Raw genomic sequence first — 19,366 nt, 5'->3', positions numbered from 1 at the left:
AGGTCCTCCTTCCTGCTTTTTGTAAGACTCTAAGGGACGCGCGGTTTGCAGATTAAATTACATCCCGTAGACTTGTTACAAAACCTGCAAGGAAACCCGCGTGACCCAGCAACGTCCCCTCATTGGTATTGGCACCGTCGTCCTGCGTCCCTCGGCGGGCGGGATGGATGTGTTGTTGGTTCAGCGGGGGCGGGCGCCGCGTGTGGGGGAGTGGTCTATTCCTGGCGGGCGGCAGGAATGGGGGGAAACGGTTCGCGCTGCGGCCATCCGGGAAGTGCTGGAAGAGACGGGGATCGAGATTGAGATTTTGGGGCTGATCGATGTGGTGGATTCCCTAACGCCCCTTCCCGGTTCCCCCGACCTGTCGCATCACTATACGCTGATTGATTTTGCGGCCCGGCCGGTTGGCGGGGTGCTGCAGGCTGGCGATGATGCGGTTCAGGCACGCTGGGTGCCGCTGGCGCAATTGGCGGACTATCATCTATGGGACGAGACGATCCGCATCATTCGTCAGGCGGCGCGGTTTCTGGCTTGAAGCACGCCGTCAGTTCGGCCACTTTGGCGATAGAGTTGCCCTCATCCCTCCCGTTCCGGAAAGCGCCCGCCATGTCGATTGGTTACATCCGCCCCACCGTTGCCGGTATCGAAGAACAGCAGATCCTGGCCGTGTCGAAACTGGCGCTGGGGGATCCGTCGGTGATTGCCATGTGGTATGGTGAATCCGACCTGGTGACCGATACAGAGATCCGCCAGACGGCCATCAACTCCCTGAATGCGGGGGAGACATTCTATGGTCACAAGCGCGGATTGCCCGAATTTCAGGCGGCCCTGGCGGGCTATGTCACCGGCCTGTTTGGGCAGGACATTGCGCCCAACCGTATCACCGTGACGCAATCGGGCATGTCGGCGATCATGCTGATCTTTCAAACCATTCTGGATCCAGGCGACAATGCCGTCATCATCTCCCCCGTCTGGCCCAATGCGCAATCGGTGGTCCGCGCCTTGTCGGGCACGCCGCGCTATGCCGTGCTGGACAATGACGCACAGCGGGGATGGCATCTGGATTTACAGAAACTGTATGACCAATGTGACGCGCGCACCCGGGCGATTTTCATCAACACGCCCAACAACCCGACGGGCTGGGTCATGCCGCGGGAGCAAATGGTTGAAGTGCTGGCCTTTGCGCGGGAGCGGGGCATCTGGATCGTCTCTGACGAGGTGTATTCCCGCATGGTCTATGACGGGCGCGCGGCCCCCAGCTTCCTGGAAATCGCACAGCCCGACGATCCGGTCCTGGTGGTCAACAGCTTCTCCAAAAGCTGGGCCATGACCGGCTGGCGCATGGGCTGGATCACCCATCCGCCAGAGCTGGGCGATGTTTTGGGCAATATGATCGAGTTCAATTACTCCTGCCTACCGACCTTTATCCAGCGCGCCGGGATACAGGCGATTGTGGAGGGGGAGCGGGCTGTTGCCCAGATTGTCGAGCATTGTCGCATCGGCCGCGACATCTGCAACCAACGCCTGCCAAATCTGCCTAAGGTGCGGGACTATCGCCCGGCCAGCGCGAGCTTCTATGGGTTCTTCCGTATCGATGGGACCGGGGACCGCACGCTGGAGACCTGTCAGCGACTGGTGCGGGAAGCAAAGGTCGGCATCGCGCCGGGCACCGCCTTTGGCCCCGGCGCGGAGGGTTGGTACCGCCTGTGCTTCGCCCTGTCCCCCGACCGCTTATCAGAAGCATTCAATCGCCTGGAGAGTGGATTAGCCAGGCTGTGATTTGAAACAATCCCGCTCGTCACCCCGGACGTGATCCGGGGTCCAGGGCGACATGTATCACAACAGGAAGGATGCTGGGATCTGCCTGCTGGAATGGTTCCGCGTGTATCGCGATATTCCCTTAATTAACCAGGCAGATAACCTGAGCAACTGCGCCATCCTGCCGCAATTGCTGTCCCAGATCCGATAGGGCCTGGGTTTCGATGGGGACCGGCACAGGGGCGGTGTCACCGATATCTCCTGGCGTCAATTGCGCTTCCTGCAGGGCAAGGGTCAGGGAAGATGGCGCAACCGTATTGAAACGCCCCCGCCGCACGGTACCCGATACGATGACACCCAGAACAGTGCCATCCTGTGCGAAGAGTGGTCCGCCGCTGATCCCCGCCAGATCCCCGGAGAAATTGGGAAAGCGCGCAGTTTCCGTCCAGATCAGCACGGGTTCATCCAGCTTATATCGCCCCGTGCTGCGCGATGTCGCGCGCCCCAACAAGGTCCCTACCACCTCCCCAGGCTTTCCCTGCGGATAGCCGACGCCGTAGCCCTGTTCTCCGATCACCGGATCGCGATCCGCCATTCTCAGGGCGGGACGCCGCAAGGATTGCGACAACAGGGCCAGATCAGCAGAGGGGTGAATCCAAATCTGGTTCACCTTGGCGGCCTTTGACGGGCCGGTCATCAGTCCCACCCTGTCACAGCCATCAACGACATGGCGCGCCGTCATCCAGACACCGGCGGATTCCAGCGAAAATGCCGTCCCCAGGCTGGTCGTCGGCTTTTGGCCCATATCCACCATGACAATCGGATCGCGGGTTGGATTGCGGGGCGGCAGCGGGTCCCCCTGAGGCGGGGCCAGGGCGATGCCGGGGCGACGCGGCGCATCCGGGTCGGGGCTGGTTTCAAAGAAGCCAAAGATCGACGCCAGGGACACGATGCCCAGCACCAGGAAGGCGATTTTGTCGATCAGCTTCATCGCGTCGCTACTGCCCCGCTGCGCCTATCCTGAGATGGCCGCCGCATTAAAGAACGCAATCGACAATTTCGTTGCCGTCGCCAGAACTGCCGGGGCAATTTCCCCGGCCTCTATACGGCGCGGTAAATCCTTGAGCACAAGGTCGATCACACGATAAACGACAATCTGTAAGGCCATGCTGATCAGCCCCCAAACCAGAATATCGGCCATGCTGACACTAGACGCCATGGCAAATGCCAGGGGGATCGCCAACCCCAGCATGGCCCCACCCAGCGTCACGGCAGCCGCAACATTATTCTCCCGGATCAGCTTCATTTCCGCGTAGGGGGTGGACAGGGCATAGACCCATACCGCCACCAGCCAGATTGCCACGGTCAGCGCAAAATGCAGGAACAGGAAAGGAAAGCCCGTCATCACGCTTTCCAGAATGATGTCAAAATTCATGTGTGATCCCTTTTTTAAGGCTGCATTGAACGAAAGGCCCCAACTTATTGGCCCTCACTTACTGGTTGGGACTTACTGGCTGGGCGGGGTCCAGGCCATGATCATTTCCGGCGGTTGGGCGTTCAGGCTGTCAATGTTCCAGACATAGAGGGTCGGATTCCCCTCCACAACTTCCTGCGCATTGTGATAGCCGACCTTTGCCGAGGTCCAGATGCGAATGCTGCCGCGCACCCAGAACCCATTGGCAATAAGGTCATCGCGCATTTTTTTGGGCAGGCGATCCCCGAATACTTCCATAATATTGGGTTCGTTGGCGAAATTCGCCGCCGCCAGGGAGGGAAGTGCCGGATGATTGGTGGCCCGGAATTTGGCCATATAGCCTTCCGCGCTGGCCGCCGTCCATCGCCGCAAACCCAGGACAACGCCGTTGCGTTCCGGGAAGCTGAACTGCTTTTCCCGCGCCAAACTGCCCTGCTTGTCGAATTTCACCCGATATTCGGCTTTGCCCAGATAGGTGACTTCCTTAAAGCCGGAATTGCGGCGCAAATCATTTTCATAAATGCCGACATATTCGTCGATCTGATTGCCGACCAGATCCCCCGTCCCGATCCGTTGGAGAAACTGTAACTGCGTCAGCGTGCCGTCATAGGTTGTAGCATATCGCCCATCCGGTGCGATCTGCATCGTCAGTTCGAACTTATTGGGCAGGTAACAACCCGTCAGCATAAGACAGGCCAGGCCCAGACCGCCAAGGCGTGAAAGAAGTGTTTTCATGAGGGGGAGTCTAAACCGCACTGGGCATTCTTACCAAACGGAATCCGACAACAGGGCATCAATTGCCAAACGCGCCTCTTTGGCGGTCAGCCCCCCTTCGCGGGTTGCACATTCCATCCAATAGCCATCCAGCGCGACAGCCAGTCGTATCCCCATCCGAACAGCATCCCCCTGATGCGGCACCAGGGGTCGAACCGCCCGTGTCAAGGCGGCGATCTGGCGATTGCGGACCAATGCGTGAACCCTGGCATAATCCGGGACATAGGCCACCCGCGCGGTAAACTGCAGCCAGGCCGCCGCCCGCCGCACGGTCAGAATGGTTGGGGACAAATGGGCTTCCAGGCAGGCCTCCAAGGCCGGGCGACCCGCCGTCGTGGTCAGTCCCTGCGCGGCCAGATTTTCGACATAGGCGCGGGCGACAGGCTTTCGGATTGCGCGCATGCTTGCCTGCAAAAGACTGGCCTTATCCCCGAAATAATGATGCACGATCCCCGCCGAAATTCCTGCCCGGGCGGCGATCTTCTGTGTGGTTGCGGCATCATGCCCCTCTTCCGCAATCACGGCCAGGGCCGCATCGATCAGCTCAATCTTTCGAATATCTTCAATTGACTGTCGGGCCAAGTGGCGAATTCCTATAGTATTTCAATATGGTGACACATCATTCAATAAGTTGATTGATCATTCAATCTATAAATTAGTCAATCAATTTATTATTTCACGGATGCGCATAGTGCTGGTTCTTCGCACAGGAATCACGTATGCAGGAAATTCGTTTTGCCGCAGCGGTTCACGAACCCGGTCATATGGTTTAGGCTGTCTTGATATGAGACCCTTGCACTCGCAGATACGCGCTGTTCTGGGCCCCACGAATACGGGGAAGACCTATTTAGCGGTGGAACGCATGCTGGGGCAGATGTCGGGCATGATCGGCTTTCCCCTGCGCCTGCTGGCCCGGGAAAACTATGACCGCATTGTCGCCCGTGTCGGATTGTCCGCCGTCGCCCTGATCACGGGGGAGGAGAAAATCCTGCCCCCCAATCCGCGCTATTTCATCTGTACCGTCGAATCCATGCCGATGGATCGAACCGTTGATTTCATGGCCATCGATGAAATTCAACTCTGTGCGGATCCGGAACGGGGTCATATTTTCACAGACCGCCTGCTGCATGCCAGGGGACGGTTTGAAACCATGTTCCTGGGGTCGGACAGCATGGCGGGCCTGATCCGGCATTTGATCCCCGATGCGGTGATTGAAAGCCGCCCCCGCCTGTCGACCCTCAGCTATGCCGGGGCACAGAAACTGAACCGCCTGAAGCGTCGCAGTGCGGTTGTCGCCTTTTCTGTCGATCAGGTCTATGAACTGGCAGAGGCGATCCGCCAGCAACGCGGCGGCACGGCGGTTGTCCTGGGCGCATTGAGCCCCCGCACCCGCAATGCCCAGGTGGAGATGTATCAGGCCGGGGAGGTCGATTATTTGGTCGCCACGGATGCGATTGGCATGGGGCTGAATATGGACGTTGACCATGTTGCCTTCGCCCAGTTGAGCAAATTCGATGGTGCCCGCAGACGTCCCTTGACCCCGCCAGAGATCGGACAGATTGCCGGGCGCGCCGGGCGGCATATGAACAATGGCACCTTTGGCATTACCAATAATGTAAAGCCGCCGGATGAAGAGGTCCTGCGCCGCGTCGAAGAACATGATTACCACCCGGTCCGTCAGATTTACTGGCGCAATCGGTCGCTGGATTTTGCCTCCCCCAGGCGACTCTATGCCAGCCTGAACGTCCATCCCCAACAGGAAGAACTGACCCGGGCCCGGGACGCGTCTGATCAGGTGGTCCTGGCCGCCCTGATGCGCGATGAAGGCATTCTGGCGCGAGCGGGCAGCCGGGACCGCGTGCAACTGTTATGGGATGTCTGTCAGGTTCCTGATTTCCGCAAGGTGATGCCCGACCATCACGCCACCCTGATCGGGCACATCTTTACCTATCTGGTCGATAAAGATGGTCGCCTGCCCGCCGATTGGGTATCGGATCAGATTGAGCGGCTGGATCGGATCGACGGCGATATTGACACGCTGACGGCCCGCTTGGCGCATATCCGAACCTGGACCTATATCACCCATCGGGTTGACTGGATCACCAGCGCCGCCGACTGGCAGGCCCGGACCCGCCAGATCGAAGATGCCCTGTCGGATGCTCTACATCAGCGCCTGACGGATCGGTTCGTTGATAAACGCGCTGCCGTTTTGGGTCGGTCCAAAGGGGCCGAGGGGGCGGACCTGTTATCCGCCGTGACCAAAAAGGACGAGGTTGTCGTCGAAGGGCATGTCGTGGGCCATATCGAAGGCCTGTCTTTCAAGCCCCATGACGCCGCCGACCGGCGCGAAGCCAAGGCTCTGCTGGCCGCCGCTCATCGCGCATTGGGGGAGGACGCCCCGCGCCGCGTCAAAGCGCTGGAACAGTCCCCGGATCAGGATTTTGGCATGACCCCGGAAGGCCGCATCACATGGCGGGGCCGGGTAATCGCCCGCCCGGACAAGGGGGATTCCCTGTTATCGCCGCGCGCTGTCTTGTTGAGCAACAGCCTGACCGACACAAATCTGACGGAACGGGCGCGGATCAGGGTTCAGAACTTCCTGGATGCCTTCATGCTGCGACGGTTAAAGCCGCTGCTGGCCCCGGATATAGACCCGCACAGTCTGGATGCGGCCGCGCGCGGTCTATTGTATCAATTGCGCGAAAATCTGGGTGCCCTGACCCGCAAGCAGGCCGCAGATACTCTGGGGGCCCTCAGCAAATCCGCCCAGGCCAGCCTGACCAAGATCGGCCTGCGGTTTGGGCGCGATTGGATTTATCTGGCCGGGCTGATGGATATCAAGGCCGTGCGCGCCAGGGCGATCCTGTGGTCCGCCTGGTCCGGCTCTCCCGTCCCTGAAATCCCTAATTCGTCATCTCCCAGCCTGCCCCGTGATCGCGTTTCCGATCCGATCTGGCCGATGTTGGGATATACCCCCTTGGGGCCCATCGCCTTACGGCTGGATCGTTGGGAACAACTGACCGCGAAATTGCGGCATCATCCGCGCAAGACACCATTTCTAGGCGATGGCAAATTCTGTGCGCAAATCGGCCTGCCCGAAAAGGACCCCGCTTTGGCTGGCGTGATGCGGGCATTGGGTTTCAAGCCCGCGCCCTTGAAAGAAGGAACGCAGGACGCCCTGGCCGACCCACCCGCCTTTGTTCCTGCCACGCGCAATCGCAATGCGCTCCGGAAATCCATCAAGCCCGAAACGCCGAGTGCAAAAACACAAAAACCTCAGCGTCCGGTGACGGTGCGCCCCAATCCCGATTCCCCCTTCGCCATTTTGAAAGGTCTGGTTTCCCGGAAATGACCGACCACGCCAATGACCCATATCCCAAGGGCAATTTAGAGGGAAACGCCAATACCGGCCGCAAGGGGCGGCTGGACAAATGGTTATGGCATGCACGGTTTTTTAAAACCCGTACGCGGGCCGCGGAGGTCGTTTCCGGCGGTCATGTCCGGCTGAACCGCCAACCTGTGCGCAAACCCAGCCAATCTGTTGGGCCCGGTGATGTCTTAACCTTCTTGCAGGAAAAGGATGTCAGGGTCATCGAAATTCAGGCCATTGCCGATCATCGCGGTCCCGCACCAATCGCCCAGACCCTGTATAAAGATCTGGCGCCTCCCAAGCCCCGATCAAAAACCGATGATCCGGCCCCCGTCGCGCTGCGCGGTGAGGGCGCAGGCCGCCCGACAAAAAAAGAACGCCGCGAAACAGATCGCCTGCGGGGACAGGATGATAGGGGATAGCTGGTATCCCCATAACACTTGTTCTGTCTAAAAATTACCGGTGATGTCGAAAATTGAACGATCCGGGGCGCGTTTCAGCGCGTGCCTTGAGCAGGAAATGATCTATAAAGATTTCAGCGCGTCGATGATCTTCGGCGCGTCCCTTGTTACGGGGAAACCTCCCCCTTTTTCAGGACCATCCTGTAGGAAGCGACAGGCGATACATGTCTCGTTATTCAGTGTTCAGCGTGCTCAAAGGGGGCCTGACCGGTCAAAAACATTGGACTCGCGCCTGGCGTGATCCAAAACCGCAGGAAAGCTATGACGCGATTGTCATCGGCGGCGGCGGGCATGGTCTGGCAACCGCCTATTATCTGGCAAAACTGCATGGCATCACCCGCGTCGCGGTCCTGGAAAAGGGCTATATCGGTGGCGGGAATACCGGGCGCAATACGACGATCGTGCGTTCCAACTACATGCTGGAGGCCAATTCTTTCTTCTATGAGAAATCATTGCAGTTGTGGGAAGGCCTGTCGGTCGACCTGAACTATAATGTGATGTTCTCTCAGCGGGGCGTCTTGAACCTGGCACATTCCGACGCGCAATTGGATGCCTATGCCCGGCGCGGCAACGCGATGCGGCTGAATGGTGTCGATGCGGAATTGCTGAACCGGGATCAGGTGCGCAAATATGCCCCGAACCTGGACTTTTCTGACAATGCCCGCTTCCCGATTACAGGCGGATTGTTGCAGGCCCGTGGCGGCACGGCCCGCCATGATGCGGTCGCCTGGGGCTTTGCGCGGGGTGCGGACCGGCTGGGCGTTGATATTATCCAGAACTGTGAAGTCATCGGGTTTGAAATTGAAAACGGTGCGGTCAAAGGTGTGCAAACCAGTCGCGGCCTGATCAAATCTGAAAAAATCGGCATGGCGGTCGCCGGTCATACCAGTCAGGTGGCCGCCCTGGCAGGCCTGAAGCTGCCCATCGAAAGTCATGTGCTGCAGGCCTTTGTGTCCGAACCACTGAAGCCTTTCATCGATGGGGTGGTTACCTTTGGTGCAGGGCATTTCTATATCAGCCAGTCTGATAAGGGGGGGCTGGTCTTTGGCGGCGACCTGGACGGCTATAATTCCTATGCCCAGCGCGGCAACCTGCCGCTGATCGAACATTTGGGAGAGGAAGGCATGGCCCTGATCCCCGCCATCGGGCGCATCCGGATGCTGCGCCATTGGGGCGGGGTCATGGATATGTCGATGGATGGCAGCCCGATCATCGGCAAGACCCCGATCAAAGGCCTGTATCTGAATGGCGGCTGGTGCTATGGCGGCTTTAAGGCGACGCCAGGATCGGGATGGGTCTTTGCCCATACCATCGCCAATGACGAGCCACACTGGATCAATCGCGATCTGAATCTGGAACGCTTCCGCACCGGTCGCATGGTTGATGAACGCGGCGCCGGCCCCATCCCGAACGCGCATTAAGGAAAATAGAGACAATGTTCAGGCTAACCTGCCCCCATTGCGGTCCACGCGATCAGGTCGAATTCAATTATGGCGGCGATGCGACCGTCGATGTCCCCGATCTGGATGCTGATGAGCAAACCTGGTTCGATGCGGTCTATATCCGCGAAAATCCCCGGGGTCCCCATACAGAATTCTGGCAGCATGTCGCTGGCTGTCGCCAATGGATCCGCATCAAGCGCAATACCCAGACCCATGAAATTCTGGCGTATGGGGCCGCAACCGGCCCGATGAGCGATGAGGCCACCACCAGTGAAGGGTCGGATAAATGAGCGCGCAACCCAACAGATTGGGTGGTTTCGGGCATATCAACCGATCCAAACCGATTAAATTCAGTTTCGATGGTAAATCCTATACCGGGTTTGAAGGGGACACGCTTGCCTCTGCGCTGATGGCAAACGACGTCAAACTGGTCGCGCGCAGCTTCAAATATCATCGGCCGCGCGGGATATTCTCTGCCGGGGCAGAAGAACCCAATGCGCTGGTCGCTTTGCGGGAAGGGGCCCGTCAGGAACCCAATACCCGCGCCACCGTGGCGGAATTGTATGACGGCCTGGTCGCCCACAGCCAGAATCGCTGGCCGAACCTGAAATACGACACCCAGGCGGTCAATCAATTGATCGCCCGCTTCATTCCCGCAGGGTTTTACTACAAGACCTTCATGGGTCCGTTTTCCAGCACCAAATTGTGGATGATCTTTGAAGGATTTATCCGCAAGGCAGCAGGCATGGGAACCGCCAGTGGTCTTGCCGATCCCGACCGTTATGAACGCAGCCAGGCCCATTGCGATGTGATGGTGATCGGGGCCGGACCTGCGGGCCTGAGCGCCGCGCTAACCGCGGCTGAAACCGGTGCGCGGGTTGTGTTGGTCGATGAGAATCCTGTTCTGGGTGGACGATTGCGCCAGGAACAGATGGAAATTGACGGCAAGCCTGCCTATGACTGGGCCATGGCAACGGCGGCAACATTGCAGGCCATGCCCAATGTCCGCATCCTGACCCGCACCACGGCTTTCGGGTATTATGATGACAACCTGATCGGCTGTATTGAGAAAGTCGCGGATCACTTTCCCGTGCCGCCGGACAACCTGCCGCGTCAGCGCTGGTGGAAGATCCGCGCCAAGCAGGTTGTGCTGGCGACAGGCGCGCTGGAACAGCCCTTGGTATTTGGCAACAATGACCGCCCGGGCATCATGCTGGCCGGGGCCGTGCGCTCCTATATCAATGACTTTGGGGTGCTGCCCGGCCGCCGTGCGGTGATCTTCACCAATAATGACGATGCCTATCGCACCGCCCTGGATCTGCTGGCGGCCGGTGCCAGCGTTCAGGCAGTTATCGATGCGCGCAGTGCGCCTGAGTCTGACCTGATCAACGCAGTTCGGGCTAAAGGCGTGGAAATCCTGATGGGCCATGCGGTGACAAACACCCATGGGCATTTCGCCCTGCAATCGGTTGAGGTCATGCCACTGGTTGGTGGCAGCCCCCGGGAGATATCCTGCGATCTGTTGGCGATTTCCGGCGGCTGGCAGCCTGCCTTGCACTTATCCAGCCAGACCGGCGCAAAGGCCGTCTGGAATCCAGAATCCTGTTGCTTCCTGCCGGGCACCCCAAAACGGGCGGAACGATCCGCCGGGGCCAGTGCGGGGCAATTCTCGCTCTACGCCTGCCTCTCCGAAGGATATGTGCGGGGCGTCGAAGCCGCCGTCGCCGCCGGATTTAAATCTGAGAAAAGCTGGACTGTACCAACAGTTGCGATTGAAAAGCCCGCCCGCACAGAAGCCCTGTGGGAAGCCCCGGATTCTGGCGGTCACCCCAAGAAATTTGTCGACCATCAGGATGATGTCAGTTCCGATGATGTGCGCCTGGCCCATCGGGAAGGCTTTGTTTCAGTCGAACATTTGAAGCGCTACACGACGCTGGGCATGGGGACCGATCAGGGCAAGACGTCCAATATTACCGGCTTGGCGATCATGGCGTCCCTGCGCGGCGAGCCAATCCAGGCAGTGGGCACCACAACCTTTCGCCCGCCTTATACCCCCATTGCCATTGGCGCGATGGGTGGGTCTGAGGTTGGACAGCATTACCGACCCCGCCGTCGCACCCCGATGCAGGATTGGCATCTGGAACGGGCGGGCGAAATGCTGCCAGCGGGCATGTGGGAACGCCCGCGTCATTATCCCGCCCATAAGGGTGAGACCCTGCGCGAGGCTTATATTCGGGAAACCGCACAGACCCGGAAATCGGCAGGGATTTGTGATGTCACGACTTTGGGCAAGATTGATGTTCAGGGCCCGGATGCAGCTGAATTCTTAAACCGCCTCTATGCCAATGGCTTTGCCAAATTGCCGGTCGGCAAGGCGCGCTATGGCCTGATGCTGCGGGAAGATGGCTATGTCTATGACGATGGCACGACCTCCAGGCTGGCAGAAAATCATTTCGTGATGACCACCACCACGGCCAATGCTGTGCCGGTCATGGCCAAGATGGAATATTACCTGCAAGTCGTCTGGCCCGACCTAAAGGTCAAAGTCGTCAGCGTGACCGAACAATATGCCGCCATCGCCGTTGCTGGCCCGAACAGCCGCAAGATCATGCAAAAGATCGTCGATCTGGATATCTCTAACGAGGCGTTCCCTTTTATGGGCTGTGCCCCGTGCATGGCAGCAGGTGTGCCCAGCCGCCTGTTCCGGATCAGTTTTTCAGGCGAACTGGCGTTTGAGATCAATGTGCCCAGCGATTATGGGCAATATATCTGGGATGCCCTGCTGGAGGCTGGCAAGGAATTCGACATGGTGCCCTATGGCCTGGAGGCCCTGGGCAATATGCGGATTGAAAAAGGCCATGTGGCCGGGTCTGAACTGGATGGACGCACCACGGCGGAAGATCTGGGCCTGGGCAAGATGCTGTCCAAACAGAAGGACTTTATCGGCAAGGCATTGGCCTACCGCGAAGGTTTTGTCGCCGATCCGCGTAAGAAGCTGGTCGGGCTGGTGCCGGTGGATGGGAAATCCTCCCTGCCCAATGGATCCCAAATTATTGAGAAAGCCAATACGCGCCCGCCCGTCAAAATGCTGGGCCATGTCACCGCCAATGGTTTCAGTCCCGAACTGGACAGCCCGATGGCGCTGGCCCTGCTGGAAGGGGGCCTGACCCGTGAAGGCGATATCGTGATTGTCGCCAGCCCGCTGAAAGGCCTGTCCATTCCAGCCAAAGTGACCAACCCTGTCTTTGTCGATCCAGAAGGGAAACGGCTTCATGCCTGATACTACGCCAAAAGTAACCCGACGCTCTGCCCTGGATGGACATCAGCATGTTGGTGATTTCGGTACGATCAAGGGCGGTGTACCTGGAATCGTGATTCAGGAACGCCGGGCCCTGTCCATTGTTCATGTCGATGCCTGGGCCGATCAGGTCAAGGCCTGTGGCAAGGCGATAGAGAAAGCCTGCGGCACGGCCCCGGCAGCCGAGCCCGTGAAAGCGGTGGAGAAAAACGACACCGCCGTGCTGTGGGTCGGCCCCAACCGCTGGCTGATCGTGGAACCGGAATCGCGGGACTTATTCGCAACGGTAAGTGCGGATGTCAGCGTCGACCTGGCAACCCTGACCGATCAGAGCCATTCGCGGGTTTGCTGGCGCATCACGGGTCCGAATATGCGCGATCTTCTGGCGAAGGGATCGACAATAGATTTTGACCGAAGCCAGTTTGTACCCGGCGACTGTGTCGGAACCCTGTTGAGCCATTTCACCACCGTGCTGCATTGTCGAGGTGAAGACACTGTCGATGTTTACGCCGCGCGCTCTTTCGCGGTGGATATGGACCATTGGCTGCACGCATCCAGCCTGGAATATGGTCTGCGGGTGCTGGAACCAGCCTGACGCCGCCTCAATAGAAAAAGGCCGCGCTGGATTGGCGCGGCCTTTTTCGTTTTCAGAATAAATCTGATTATGCGGTCATGCCCTTGCTGAAAGGCAGCGTCCGAATACGTCGCCCTGATGCGCGGAAGACCGCATTGGCGACCGCTGGCCCGATAGGGGGCACGCCCGGCTCTCCAACCCCTGTCGGGGGTTCTGTGCTGGGTATGATATGAACCTCAACCTGAGGCATATGGTCGATGCGCAGCGGCAGATAGGTATCGTAATTTCCCTGATCCACCTCACCCTTTGTCAGCGTGATTTCTTCCTGAAGGATGGCCCCCAGTCCAAACCCAACCCCGCCTTCAATCTGGGCCTTGATTGTGTCTGGGTTGATCGCGGTACCAACATCCACAGCAGCCACCACCCGATGTACCTTGATATCTGTGCCGTCGACAGAAACTTCCGCCACCTGGGCCACATAGGAGCTGAAGCTCTCGTGCACGGATACACCCAGGCTGTGTCCCTCAGGCAAAGCCTTGCCCCATCCAGCCTTTTCAGCCGCCAGTTTCAGAACAGCCGCATGACGAGGATGGTCCTTCAACAAGGCCAGTCGATACTCGACCGGATCTGCCCCGACCGCATCAATGATCTCATCCAGAAAGACCTCTGTCGCATAGCCGGTATGGGTCGATCCGACTGAACGCCACCACAGGACCGGCACACCAACCTTCGTGGATGTCAGCCCGACAGACATATTGGGGATCGCATAAGGCAGCGTTGAGGACCCCTCAACAGAGGTGGGGTCAACACCATTCTGAACCATGCTGGCAAAAGGCCCCCCATCCATAATGGATTGCCCGACAATATGGTTCTCCCAGGCGATGATCTGACCATCCTTGTCCAGCCCGGCGCGCATTTGATGCACATAGGCTGGGCGATAACGACCGCCACGCATGTCATTTTCGCGGGTCCATTGGACCTTAACCGGCGCTTTCCAGCCAATCGCCTTTGCCACCGCAACAGCTTCCGCCACGACATCTGCATCCGGTACACCGCGACGGCCAAAGCCACCGCCGGTTTTTAGAATATGCAACACAACCTTATCCGGGGTCGTCTCTGCAATTTGCGAGGCGATGTATTGATACAGGCCTGGCATTTGATGACCGCCCCAAACTTCCAGAACACCCTCTGGCGACATTCGCGCAACCGCATTCAGTGGTTCCATCGATGCATGGGCCAGGTAGGGAAATTCATAGATGGCCTCGATCACTTTATCGGCCTGTGCCATCGCGCCAGCGGTATCCCCGTCGTTGCGCGCCATGGCTTGGGGCGTTTGCTTCGCCAAGGTGCGATATTCTGACAGAATTTCATCGCTGCTGCGGGTTTCCGCCTTTGATTCATCCCAATCAGCGGTCACCAGATCGCGACCCTTCAAGGCGGTCCACATATCCTGTGCAACGATGGCAATACCGCGATCAATGGCAACGACATCCACTACGCCCTTCAGGGCTTTTGCCTTGCTGCCATCAAAGGCCGTCAGTGTCGCGCCAAATTTTGGTGGATGGATCATCACAGCTGTCAACATGCCGGGCAGTTTCACATCGATGGTGAAATCCTGCTGACCAGTGGTTTTGCCAACACGGTCATAGCGGCGCAGGTCCGCATTGCCGATCTGGGTCCAGTCCGCAGGCGATTTCAAAGCCACATCCTTGGGCACGGGCCGGGTTGCCGCTGCCTTGGCGAAGGTTCCGAAACCGGCTGCCTTGCCGCTGGCCTGATGAATGATCTGTCCAGCCTCTACTGTTATTTCACCGGCAGGCACAGCCCATTGATCCGCCGCCACTGCGACCAGCATTTCCCGCGCCGTCGCGGCTGCCATGCGATACCGGTCCCAGGATGTCATCATAGAGGTGGATCCACCGGTTCCTTGGAACGCCCCACCGAAGGCGACGTTGCCGTAAAGGGCCACATCACCCGTCACGCCGCGTACGTCGATCTGAGACCAACTGGCGCCCAGTTCTTCCACGACCAGCGTGGCGAGGCCGTGATACGACCCCTGCCCCATGTCGAATTGAGAGGACAGAACCGTGATCGATCCATCCTGAGCAATTTCCAGATAGGCCGCCAGAGGGTTAATCACGTCGGCATCCGCCGCCTGTCCTGAGAGAGGGCGGAAGCCAACGGCCAGCCCGGTCGCTGTCGCCGCTGCGGATAACAGAAAGCCACGCCGTGAGACAGAGAATGCCGAGGGTGCGTCAACACGAGCTGGCAGTTTAAAATGGGAGAGTTTGTTCGGGAGCATAGGTTAAGCCTCCAATCGACGCGCGGCTTCATGAATGCCTGCGCGAATGCGTTGATAGGTGGCGCAACGGCACAGATTGCCGCTCATTGCGTCGTCGATATCGCCGTCACTGGGCTTGGGATTTTCTGCCAACAGCGCGACAGCGGACATGATCTGGCCGGACTGACAATACCCGCATTGCGGAACATCAAGATCAGCCCAGACTTTCTGAACCGTTTCAGCGACTTTATTGCCGGTAACGCCTTCAATGGTGGTTACGGTGGCCCCTTCGACATCGCCAAGAAAAGTCTGGCAGGATCGCATCGGGATGCCATCCAGATGCACGGTACAGGCACCACATTGCGCCAGACCACAGCCAAATTTTGTGCCTGTCAGGCCAGCATGATCCCGCAAGGCCCACAATAACGGCATGTCCGGATCGGCATCCAGGCTGATCTGAGCGCCGTTGAGTGTAAATGTTGTCATGTGAAATCCCCTGTCATGAGCGTTTGAAGGAATAGATACGCCGACCTTGCACACAAACAAGTTCGTTTAAATAGCATAGATTATCCTATATAGTGCATGAATGGATCGTGACATATTGATACACCTGCCGGTAATTCTGTCTGTTGCCCGGTGCCGTGGCTTCGCGGCGGCGGCAAAAGATCTGGGCATGAGTGCGTCTGCGGTCAGCCATGCCATCAAGACGGTGGAAGATCGGTTGGGGCTGCCGTTGTTTGCACGCACGACTCGCTCGGTTTCATTGACAGATTGGGGGATGGATTTCATCAACACCGTTGCGCCGGCCTATACGGAAATTTCCGAAGCCATGGAACGGGTGAAGATTGCACAAGGCCAGGTTTCAGGGCTCTTGCGCATCAATATGCCATATCTTTCCCTGCATAAGACGATATCCCCCGTGATCAAGGAACTGCATCGGCGTCACCCTAAACTGACTGTCGAATTATTTGCCGACAATGCCATGACCGATATTATCGCAGATCGATTTGATGCAGGAATCCGACTGGGGGGCATGATGGCCCAGGACATGGTGACTGTCAGATTGGCCCCGCCCTTTAGATGGGTAGTCGTAGGATCGCCGGGTTATCTGGCGACGCATGGTACGCCAAAGTCCATTGATGACCTAAAGCATCACACCTGCATCAGCTATCGCATGACCAGTTCCGGGCGCGTCTATCAATGGGAATTGATGCAGGATGATGTCGAGGTCCGGGTGGAAACATCAATTTCCATGATCGTCAATACGGGGCAATTTGCTATCGAACTGGCCCTGGATGGCATTGGCCTGGCCTATATGGCAGAGCCTTCGATTTCCGAACCGTTGCGCGACGGTCGTTTGGTACAGGTTCTGCCTGAAACCAGCTCCATGGAATCCGGTTTATTCCTGTACTTCACCCGCAGTGCCGGGCGCACGCCGAAGCTGCGCGCCTTTATCGACACTGCGCGGGAAGTTTTGAAGCTTTAAGCATCATGCGCTCGCATGAGCTAAGCATATACAAACATCATGCGCTCGCATGAGCTTATACTAGACAAAGCATCATGCGCTCGCATGAGCTAAGCATATACAAGCATCATGCGCTCGCATGAGCTTAAACATAAACAAGCATCATGCTCTGACGTTGCCCTAGAGACCGTCAAACAGGCTGGTCGACAGATACCGTTCGGCAAAGCTGGCCAACAGGACCACAATGGTTTTGCCTTCCATGCCGGGGCGTTCTGCCAATTCAAGGGCTGCGGCAATCGCCGCACCGGATGAAATCCCGCAGGCGATGCCTTCCAGCTTGGCGGCCTCGCGCGCGGTGGCAAAGGCTGTTTCATTGGCAATGCGCACAACATCATCGACCACGTCGGTATTCAGGTTTTCCGGAATGAACCCGGCCCCGATCCCTTGTATCTTGTGGGGACCCGGCTTGCCGCCGGAAATGACCGGGCTGTCTTCTGGCTCAACAGCGATGATTTTCACATTCGGATTGTGCTGTTTCAGGATTTCCCCGACACCCGTTACCGTCCCGCCAGTGCCTACGCCTGCGACAAAGTAATCAATCTTGCCGCCAGTATCTTTCAACAATTCCTGCGCCGTTGTTTCACGATGGATTTGCGGATTGGCCGGATTGGCGAACTGTTGGGGGATGATCGCATCGGGCATCGTCTTCTGCAATTCTTCCGCCCGGGCGATTGCCCCCTTCATGCCCTTTTCAGCAGGCGTCAGATCCAGTTCTGCGCCCAACAGTTTCAGCATCCGGCGGCGTTCCACCGACATGCTTTCGGGCATTGTCAGGATCAAGCGGTACCCCCGCGCCGCAGCCACAAAGGCCAGCGCAATCCCAGTATTGCCGGATGTCGGTTCCACCAGAACCGTCTTACCCGGCGTTGCCAGACCCTGCGCTTCCAGCGATTGGATCATGGCATATCCGATGCGGTCCTTCACACTGGACAGGGGATTGAAATATTCCAGCTTGGCCAGAATTTCGACATTCACGCCATGGGCGGCGGTCAGCCGCGACATCCGTACCAGCGGGGTCGCGCCAATCGTGTCCAAGATACTGTCATATACTTTGCCCCGGAACTCGCCCGTTGAGGAAAGGGGATTTTTCGTCGCGTCTGTCATGATTTTCGTCCCTATTGTCATTTTTGCAATTTCTCTGGCCCGACTTTAGCCTACGATAGCGCTTGAGCAAGCCACTCACCGCAGGATTCTTGTCATGCCCGATACGCCAATACCTTTGAACGCCCATGCGTTTCTGCAAGACATTTCCCGGATCAACTGGAACGGATAAGACGAGATTTATACACCATCGTCACCCCGGACTTGATCCGGGATCCAAGGCTACAGGTGGGGTTGGGGCGCTTGGCCCTGGTTTCCCGCCTTCGCGGGAATAGCGAAGCCTATACATCAACGTCACCCCGGACTTGATCCGGCAACCTGGGGAGAATGCGTTATAGGCCTGTGCAGGAATGAGGGACGAAACTGCCTAAATCATGAAATCGAACTGGTTCTGAGACTGGCTTTCAATCCCGGCGCGTTGGGCGGCGACGCATAGGTCTTCGACGGTTTTCTTAGATAAGGTTTCCATCGCATACTCTTCGATTTCCTGCCAGATCGGGCGCAGGACGGTATGGCCCAATTCGCTGCCTGCCGGATCGGTCAGGGGGTCGCGCCCGCCTTCCATTTCGTGCACAACGGCAACGATATCAGCGACCGTGATGCGACGGCGTTCCTTTGCCAGGCGATAGCCGCCCCTGGGACCCCGCACGCCGCGTAAAATCTCCGCATGCACCAATTGCTGCAGCACCTGTTCAAGATAGCGGCGGGGAATGCCCTGGCGGTCGGCGATTTCCTTCGACTGAACCGGCAGGTCAGACGCGTGATAGGCAATGTCCAACACTGCCTCAATCGCAAACATCAGTTTCTTGGTCAGCCGCATGACTTTCCCCTCTTTTTATCGGATTCCTGTCGACCCAAAACCGCCGCCACCGCGCTGAGTTTCGTCCAGGTCATCTGTTTCGCGCCAATTCAATGTCACCACCGGCGCAATCACCATCTGGGCAATCCGCATTCCACGCTCTACCGCAAAATCAGACCGCCCATGATTGATCAGAATCACGCCGACTTCGCCCCGATAGTCGCTGTCGACCGTGCCGGGTGTGTTCAGCACGGTCACCCCAAATTTTGCAGCCAATCCTGATCGGGGCCGCACCTGCGCCTCATAGCCAGGCGGCAGGGCGATTTTTAATCCGGTCGGAATGATCGCGCTGTCGCCCGGTGCCAGGATTTTTGTCTCCGCGATGGCGGCCAACAGGTCACAGCCTGCCGCCTCCACACTGCCATAGGCGGGCAGGGCTAAATCCGCCCCATGGGGCAGGCGCTGAACCGAAACATCGATTTTTGTGCTTATTGGCTTTGCACTCATAC

The 19,366-nt window shown here is 58.0% G+C and carries 18 protein-coding genes; 9 read left to right on the top strand and 9 right to left on the bottom strand.

Annotated features, from left to right (window positions below):
• Nucleotides 1–100 precede the first annotated feature (100 nt).
• Both ACOSDM_RS05270 and ACOSDM_RS05265 read left to right on the top strand, forming a co-directional pair.
• Entirely contained in the window at nt 101–535 is a 435-nt protein-coding gene (locus ACOSDM_RS05270) for an NUDIX hydrolase (RefSeq protein ID WP_420723445.1), read from the top strand.
• Nucleotides 484–1,779, top strand: coding sequence for a pyridoxal phosphate-dependent aminotransferase (locus ACOSDM_RS05265; RefSeq protein WP_420723444.1), 1,296 nt, complete (start codon nt 484–486; stop codon nt 1,777–1,779). Before ACOSDM_RS05270 ends, ACOSDM_RS05265 begins: the two co-directional genes overlap by 52 nt.
• 121 nt (nt 1,780–1,900) lie before the next feature.
• On the opposite strand, the gene ACOSDM_RS05260 is transcribed toward ACOSDM_RS05265, so the two are convergent.
• The 4 genes from ACOSDM_RS05260 to ACOSDM_RS05245 all read right to left on the bottom strand — a co-directional run bounded on the left by ACOSDM_RS05260 (nt 1,901) and on the right by ACOSDM_RS05245 (nt 4,588).
• Nucleotides 1,901–2,749 (bottom strand): S1 family peptidase, encoded by an 849-nt coding sequence (locus ACOSDM_RS05260; RefSeq protein ID WP_420723443.1) that lies wholly within the window; start codon nt 2,747–2,749, stop codon nt 1,901–1,903.
• A gap of 24 nt (nt 2,750–2,773) precedes the next feature.
• Nucleotides 2,774–3,193 carry a DUF350 domain-containing protein gene (locus ACOSDM_RS05255; RefSeq protein ID WP_420723442.1) on the bottom strand — a complete coding sequence of 140 codons (420 nt, stop codon included), beginning with the start codon at nt 3,191–3,193 and terminating at the stop codon, nt 2,774–2,776.
• A 72-nt stretch (nt 3,194–3,265) separates the two neighbouring features.
• Nucleotides 3,266–3,967: a hypothetical protein gene (locus tag ACOSDM_RS05250; RefSeq protein WP_420723441.1), complete on the bottom strand. Its 702-nt coding sequence runs from the start codon at nt 3,965–3,967 to the stop codon at nt 3,266–3,268.
• Between the two features lie 30 nt (nt 3,968–3,997).
• The gene (locus tag ACOSDM_RS05245) at nt 3,998–4,588 is read right to left on the bottom strand and encodes a TetR family transcriptional regulator (protein WP_420723440.1); all 591 of its coding nucleotides are present in this window, start codon (nt 4,586–4,588) and stop codon (nt 3,998–4,000) included.
• A gap of 202 nt (nt 4,589–4,790) precedes the next feature.
• On the opposite strand from ACOSDM_RS05245, the gene ACOSDM_RS05240 reads away from it, so the two are divergent.
• From ACOSDM_RS05240 to ACOSDM_RS05215, 6 genes are all read left to right on the top strand, one after another.
• Nucleotides 4,791–7,358, top strand: a complete 2,568-nt coding sequence (locus ACOSDM_RS05240) for a helicase-related protein (protein WP_420723439.1) — start codon at nt 4,791–4,793, stop codon at nt 7,356–7,358.
• A complete protein-coding gene (locus ACOSDM_RS05235) occupies nt 7,355–7,798 on the top strand; it encodes an RNA-binding S4 domain-containing protein (protein WP_420723438.1) in 444 nt (147 codons plus the stop codon). The genes ACOSDM_RS05240 and ACOSDM_RS05235 overlap by 4 nt, the downstream gene beginning before the upstream one ends.
• A gap of 203 nt (nt 7,799–8,001) precedes the next feature.
• Nucleotides 8,002–9,258: a sarcosine oxidase subunit beta family protein gene (locus ACOSDM_RS05230; protein WP_420723437.1), complete on the top strand. Its 1,257-nt coding sequence runs from the start codon at nt 8,002–8,004 to the stop codon at nt 9,256–9,258.
• A 14-nt stretch (nt 9,259–9,272) separates the two neighbouring features.
• On the top strand, nt 9,273–9,569 hold the full coding sequence (locus tag ACOSDM_RS05225; RefSeq protein WP_420723436.1) for a sarcosine oxidase subunit delta: 297 nt from the start codon (nt 9,273–9,275) through the stop codon (nt 9,567–9,569).
• Nucleotides 9,566–12,559 carry a sarcosine oxidase subunit alpha family protein gene (locus ACOSDM_RS05220; RefSeq protein ID WP_420723435.1) on the top strand — a complete coding sequence of 998 codons (2,994 nt, stop codon included), beginning with the start codon at nt 9,566–9,568 and terminating at the stop codon, nt 12,557–12,559. Before ACOSDM_RS05225 ends, ACOSDM_RS05220 begins: the two co-directional genes overlap by 4 nt.
• Nucleotides 12,552–13,172 carry a sarcosine oxidase subunit gamma gene (locus tag ACOSDM_RS05215; RefSeq protein ID WP_420723434.1) on the top strand — a complete coding sequence of 207 codons (621 nt, stop codon included), beginning with the start codon at nt 12,552–12,554 and terminating at the stop codon, nt 13,170–13,172. Before ACOSDM_RS05220 ends, ACOSDM_RS05215 begins: the two co-directional genes overlap by 8 nt.
• Nucleotides 13,173–13,239: 67 nt before the next feature.
• Here ACOSDM_RS05215 and ACOSDM_RS05210 read toward each other — a convergent pair whose 3' ends face one another.
• Nucleotides 13,240–15,453, bottom strand: coding sequence for a molybdopterin cofactor-binding domain-containing protein (locus ACOSDM_RS05210; protein WP_420723433.1), 2,214 nt, complete (start codon nt 15,451–15,453; stop codon nt 13,240–13,242).
• Between the two features lie 3 nt (nt 15,454–15,456).
• Complete coding sequence (locus tag ACOSDM_RS05205) at nt 15,457–15,918, bottom strand: (2Fe-2S)-binding protein (protein WP_420723432.1); 462 nt, start codon at nt 15,916–15,918, stop codon at nt 15,457–15,459.
• 100 nt (nt 15,919–16,018) lie between these two features.
• Here ACOSDM_RS05205 and ACOSDM_RS05200 point away from each other — a divergent pair, with 100 nt between their 5' ends.
• Nucleotides 16,019–16,918 carry a LysR family transcriptional regulator gene (locus ACOSDM_RS05200; RefSeq protein WP_420723431.1) on the top strand — a complete coding sequence of 300 codons (900 nt, stop codon included), beginning with the start codon at nt 16,019–16,021 and terminating at the stop codon, nt 16,916–16,918.
• Nucleotides 16,919–17,077: 159 nt separating this feature from the next.
• On the opposite strand, the gene cysK is transcribed toward ACOSDM_RS05200, so the two are convergent.
• The 3 genes from cysK to dut form a co-directional block, all read right to left on the bottom strand.
• A complete protein-coding gene (gene cysK / locus ACOSDM_RS05195; RefSeq protein WP_420723430.1) occupies nt 17,078–18,061 on the bottom strand; it encodes a cysteine synthase A in 984 nt (327 codons plus the stop codon).
• Between the two features lie 364 nt (nt 18,062–18,425).
• On the bottom strand, nt 18,426–18,878 hold the full coding sequence (locus ACOSDM_RS05190) for an RrF2 family transcriptional regulator (RefSeq protein ID WP_420723429.1): 453 nt from the start codon (nt 18,876–18,878) through the stop codon (nt 18,426–18,428).
• Nucleotides 18,879–18,893: 15 nt separating this feature from the next.
• The gene (dut, locus tag ACOSDM_RS05185; RefSeq protein WP_420723428.1) at nt 18,894–19,364 is read right to left on the bottom strand and encodes a dUTP diphosphatase; all 471 of its coding nucleotides are present in this window, start codon (nt 19,362–19,364) and stop codon (nt 18,894–18,896) included.
• Nucleotides 19,365–19,366 lie beyond the last annotated feature (2 nt).

It is taken from the genome of Hwanghaeella sp. LZ110, from assembly GCF_048892525.1.
Classification (GTDB): domain Bacteria; phylum Pseudomonadota; class Alphaproteobacteria; order UBA8366; family Aestuariispiraceae; genus Pacificispira.
Note: the sequence above shows the minus strand (reverse complement) of the source record. Positions and strands in the feature narration are given on the sequence as shown.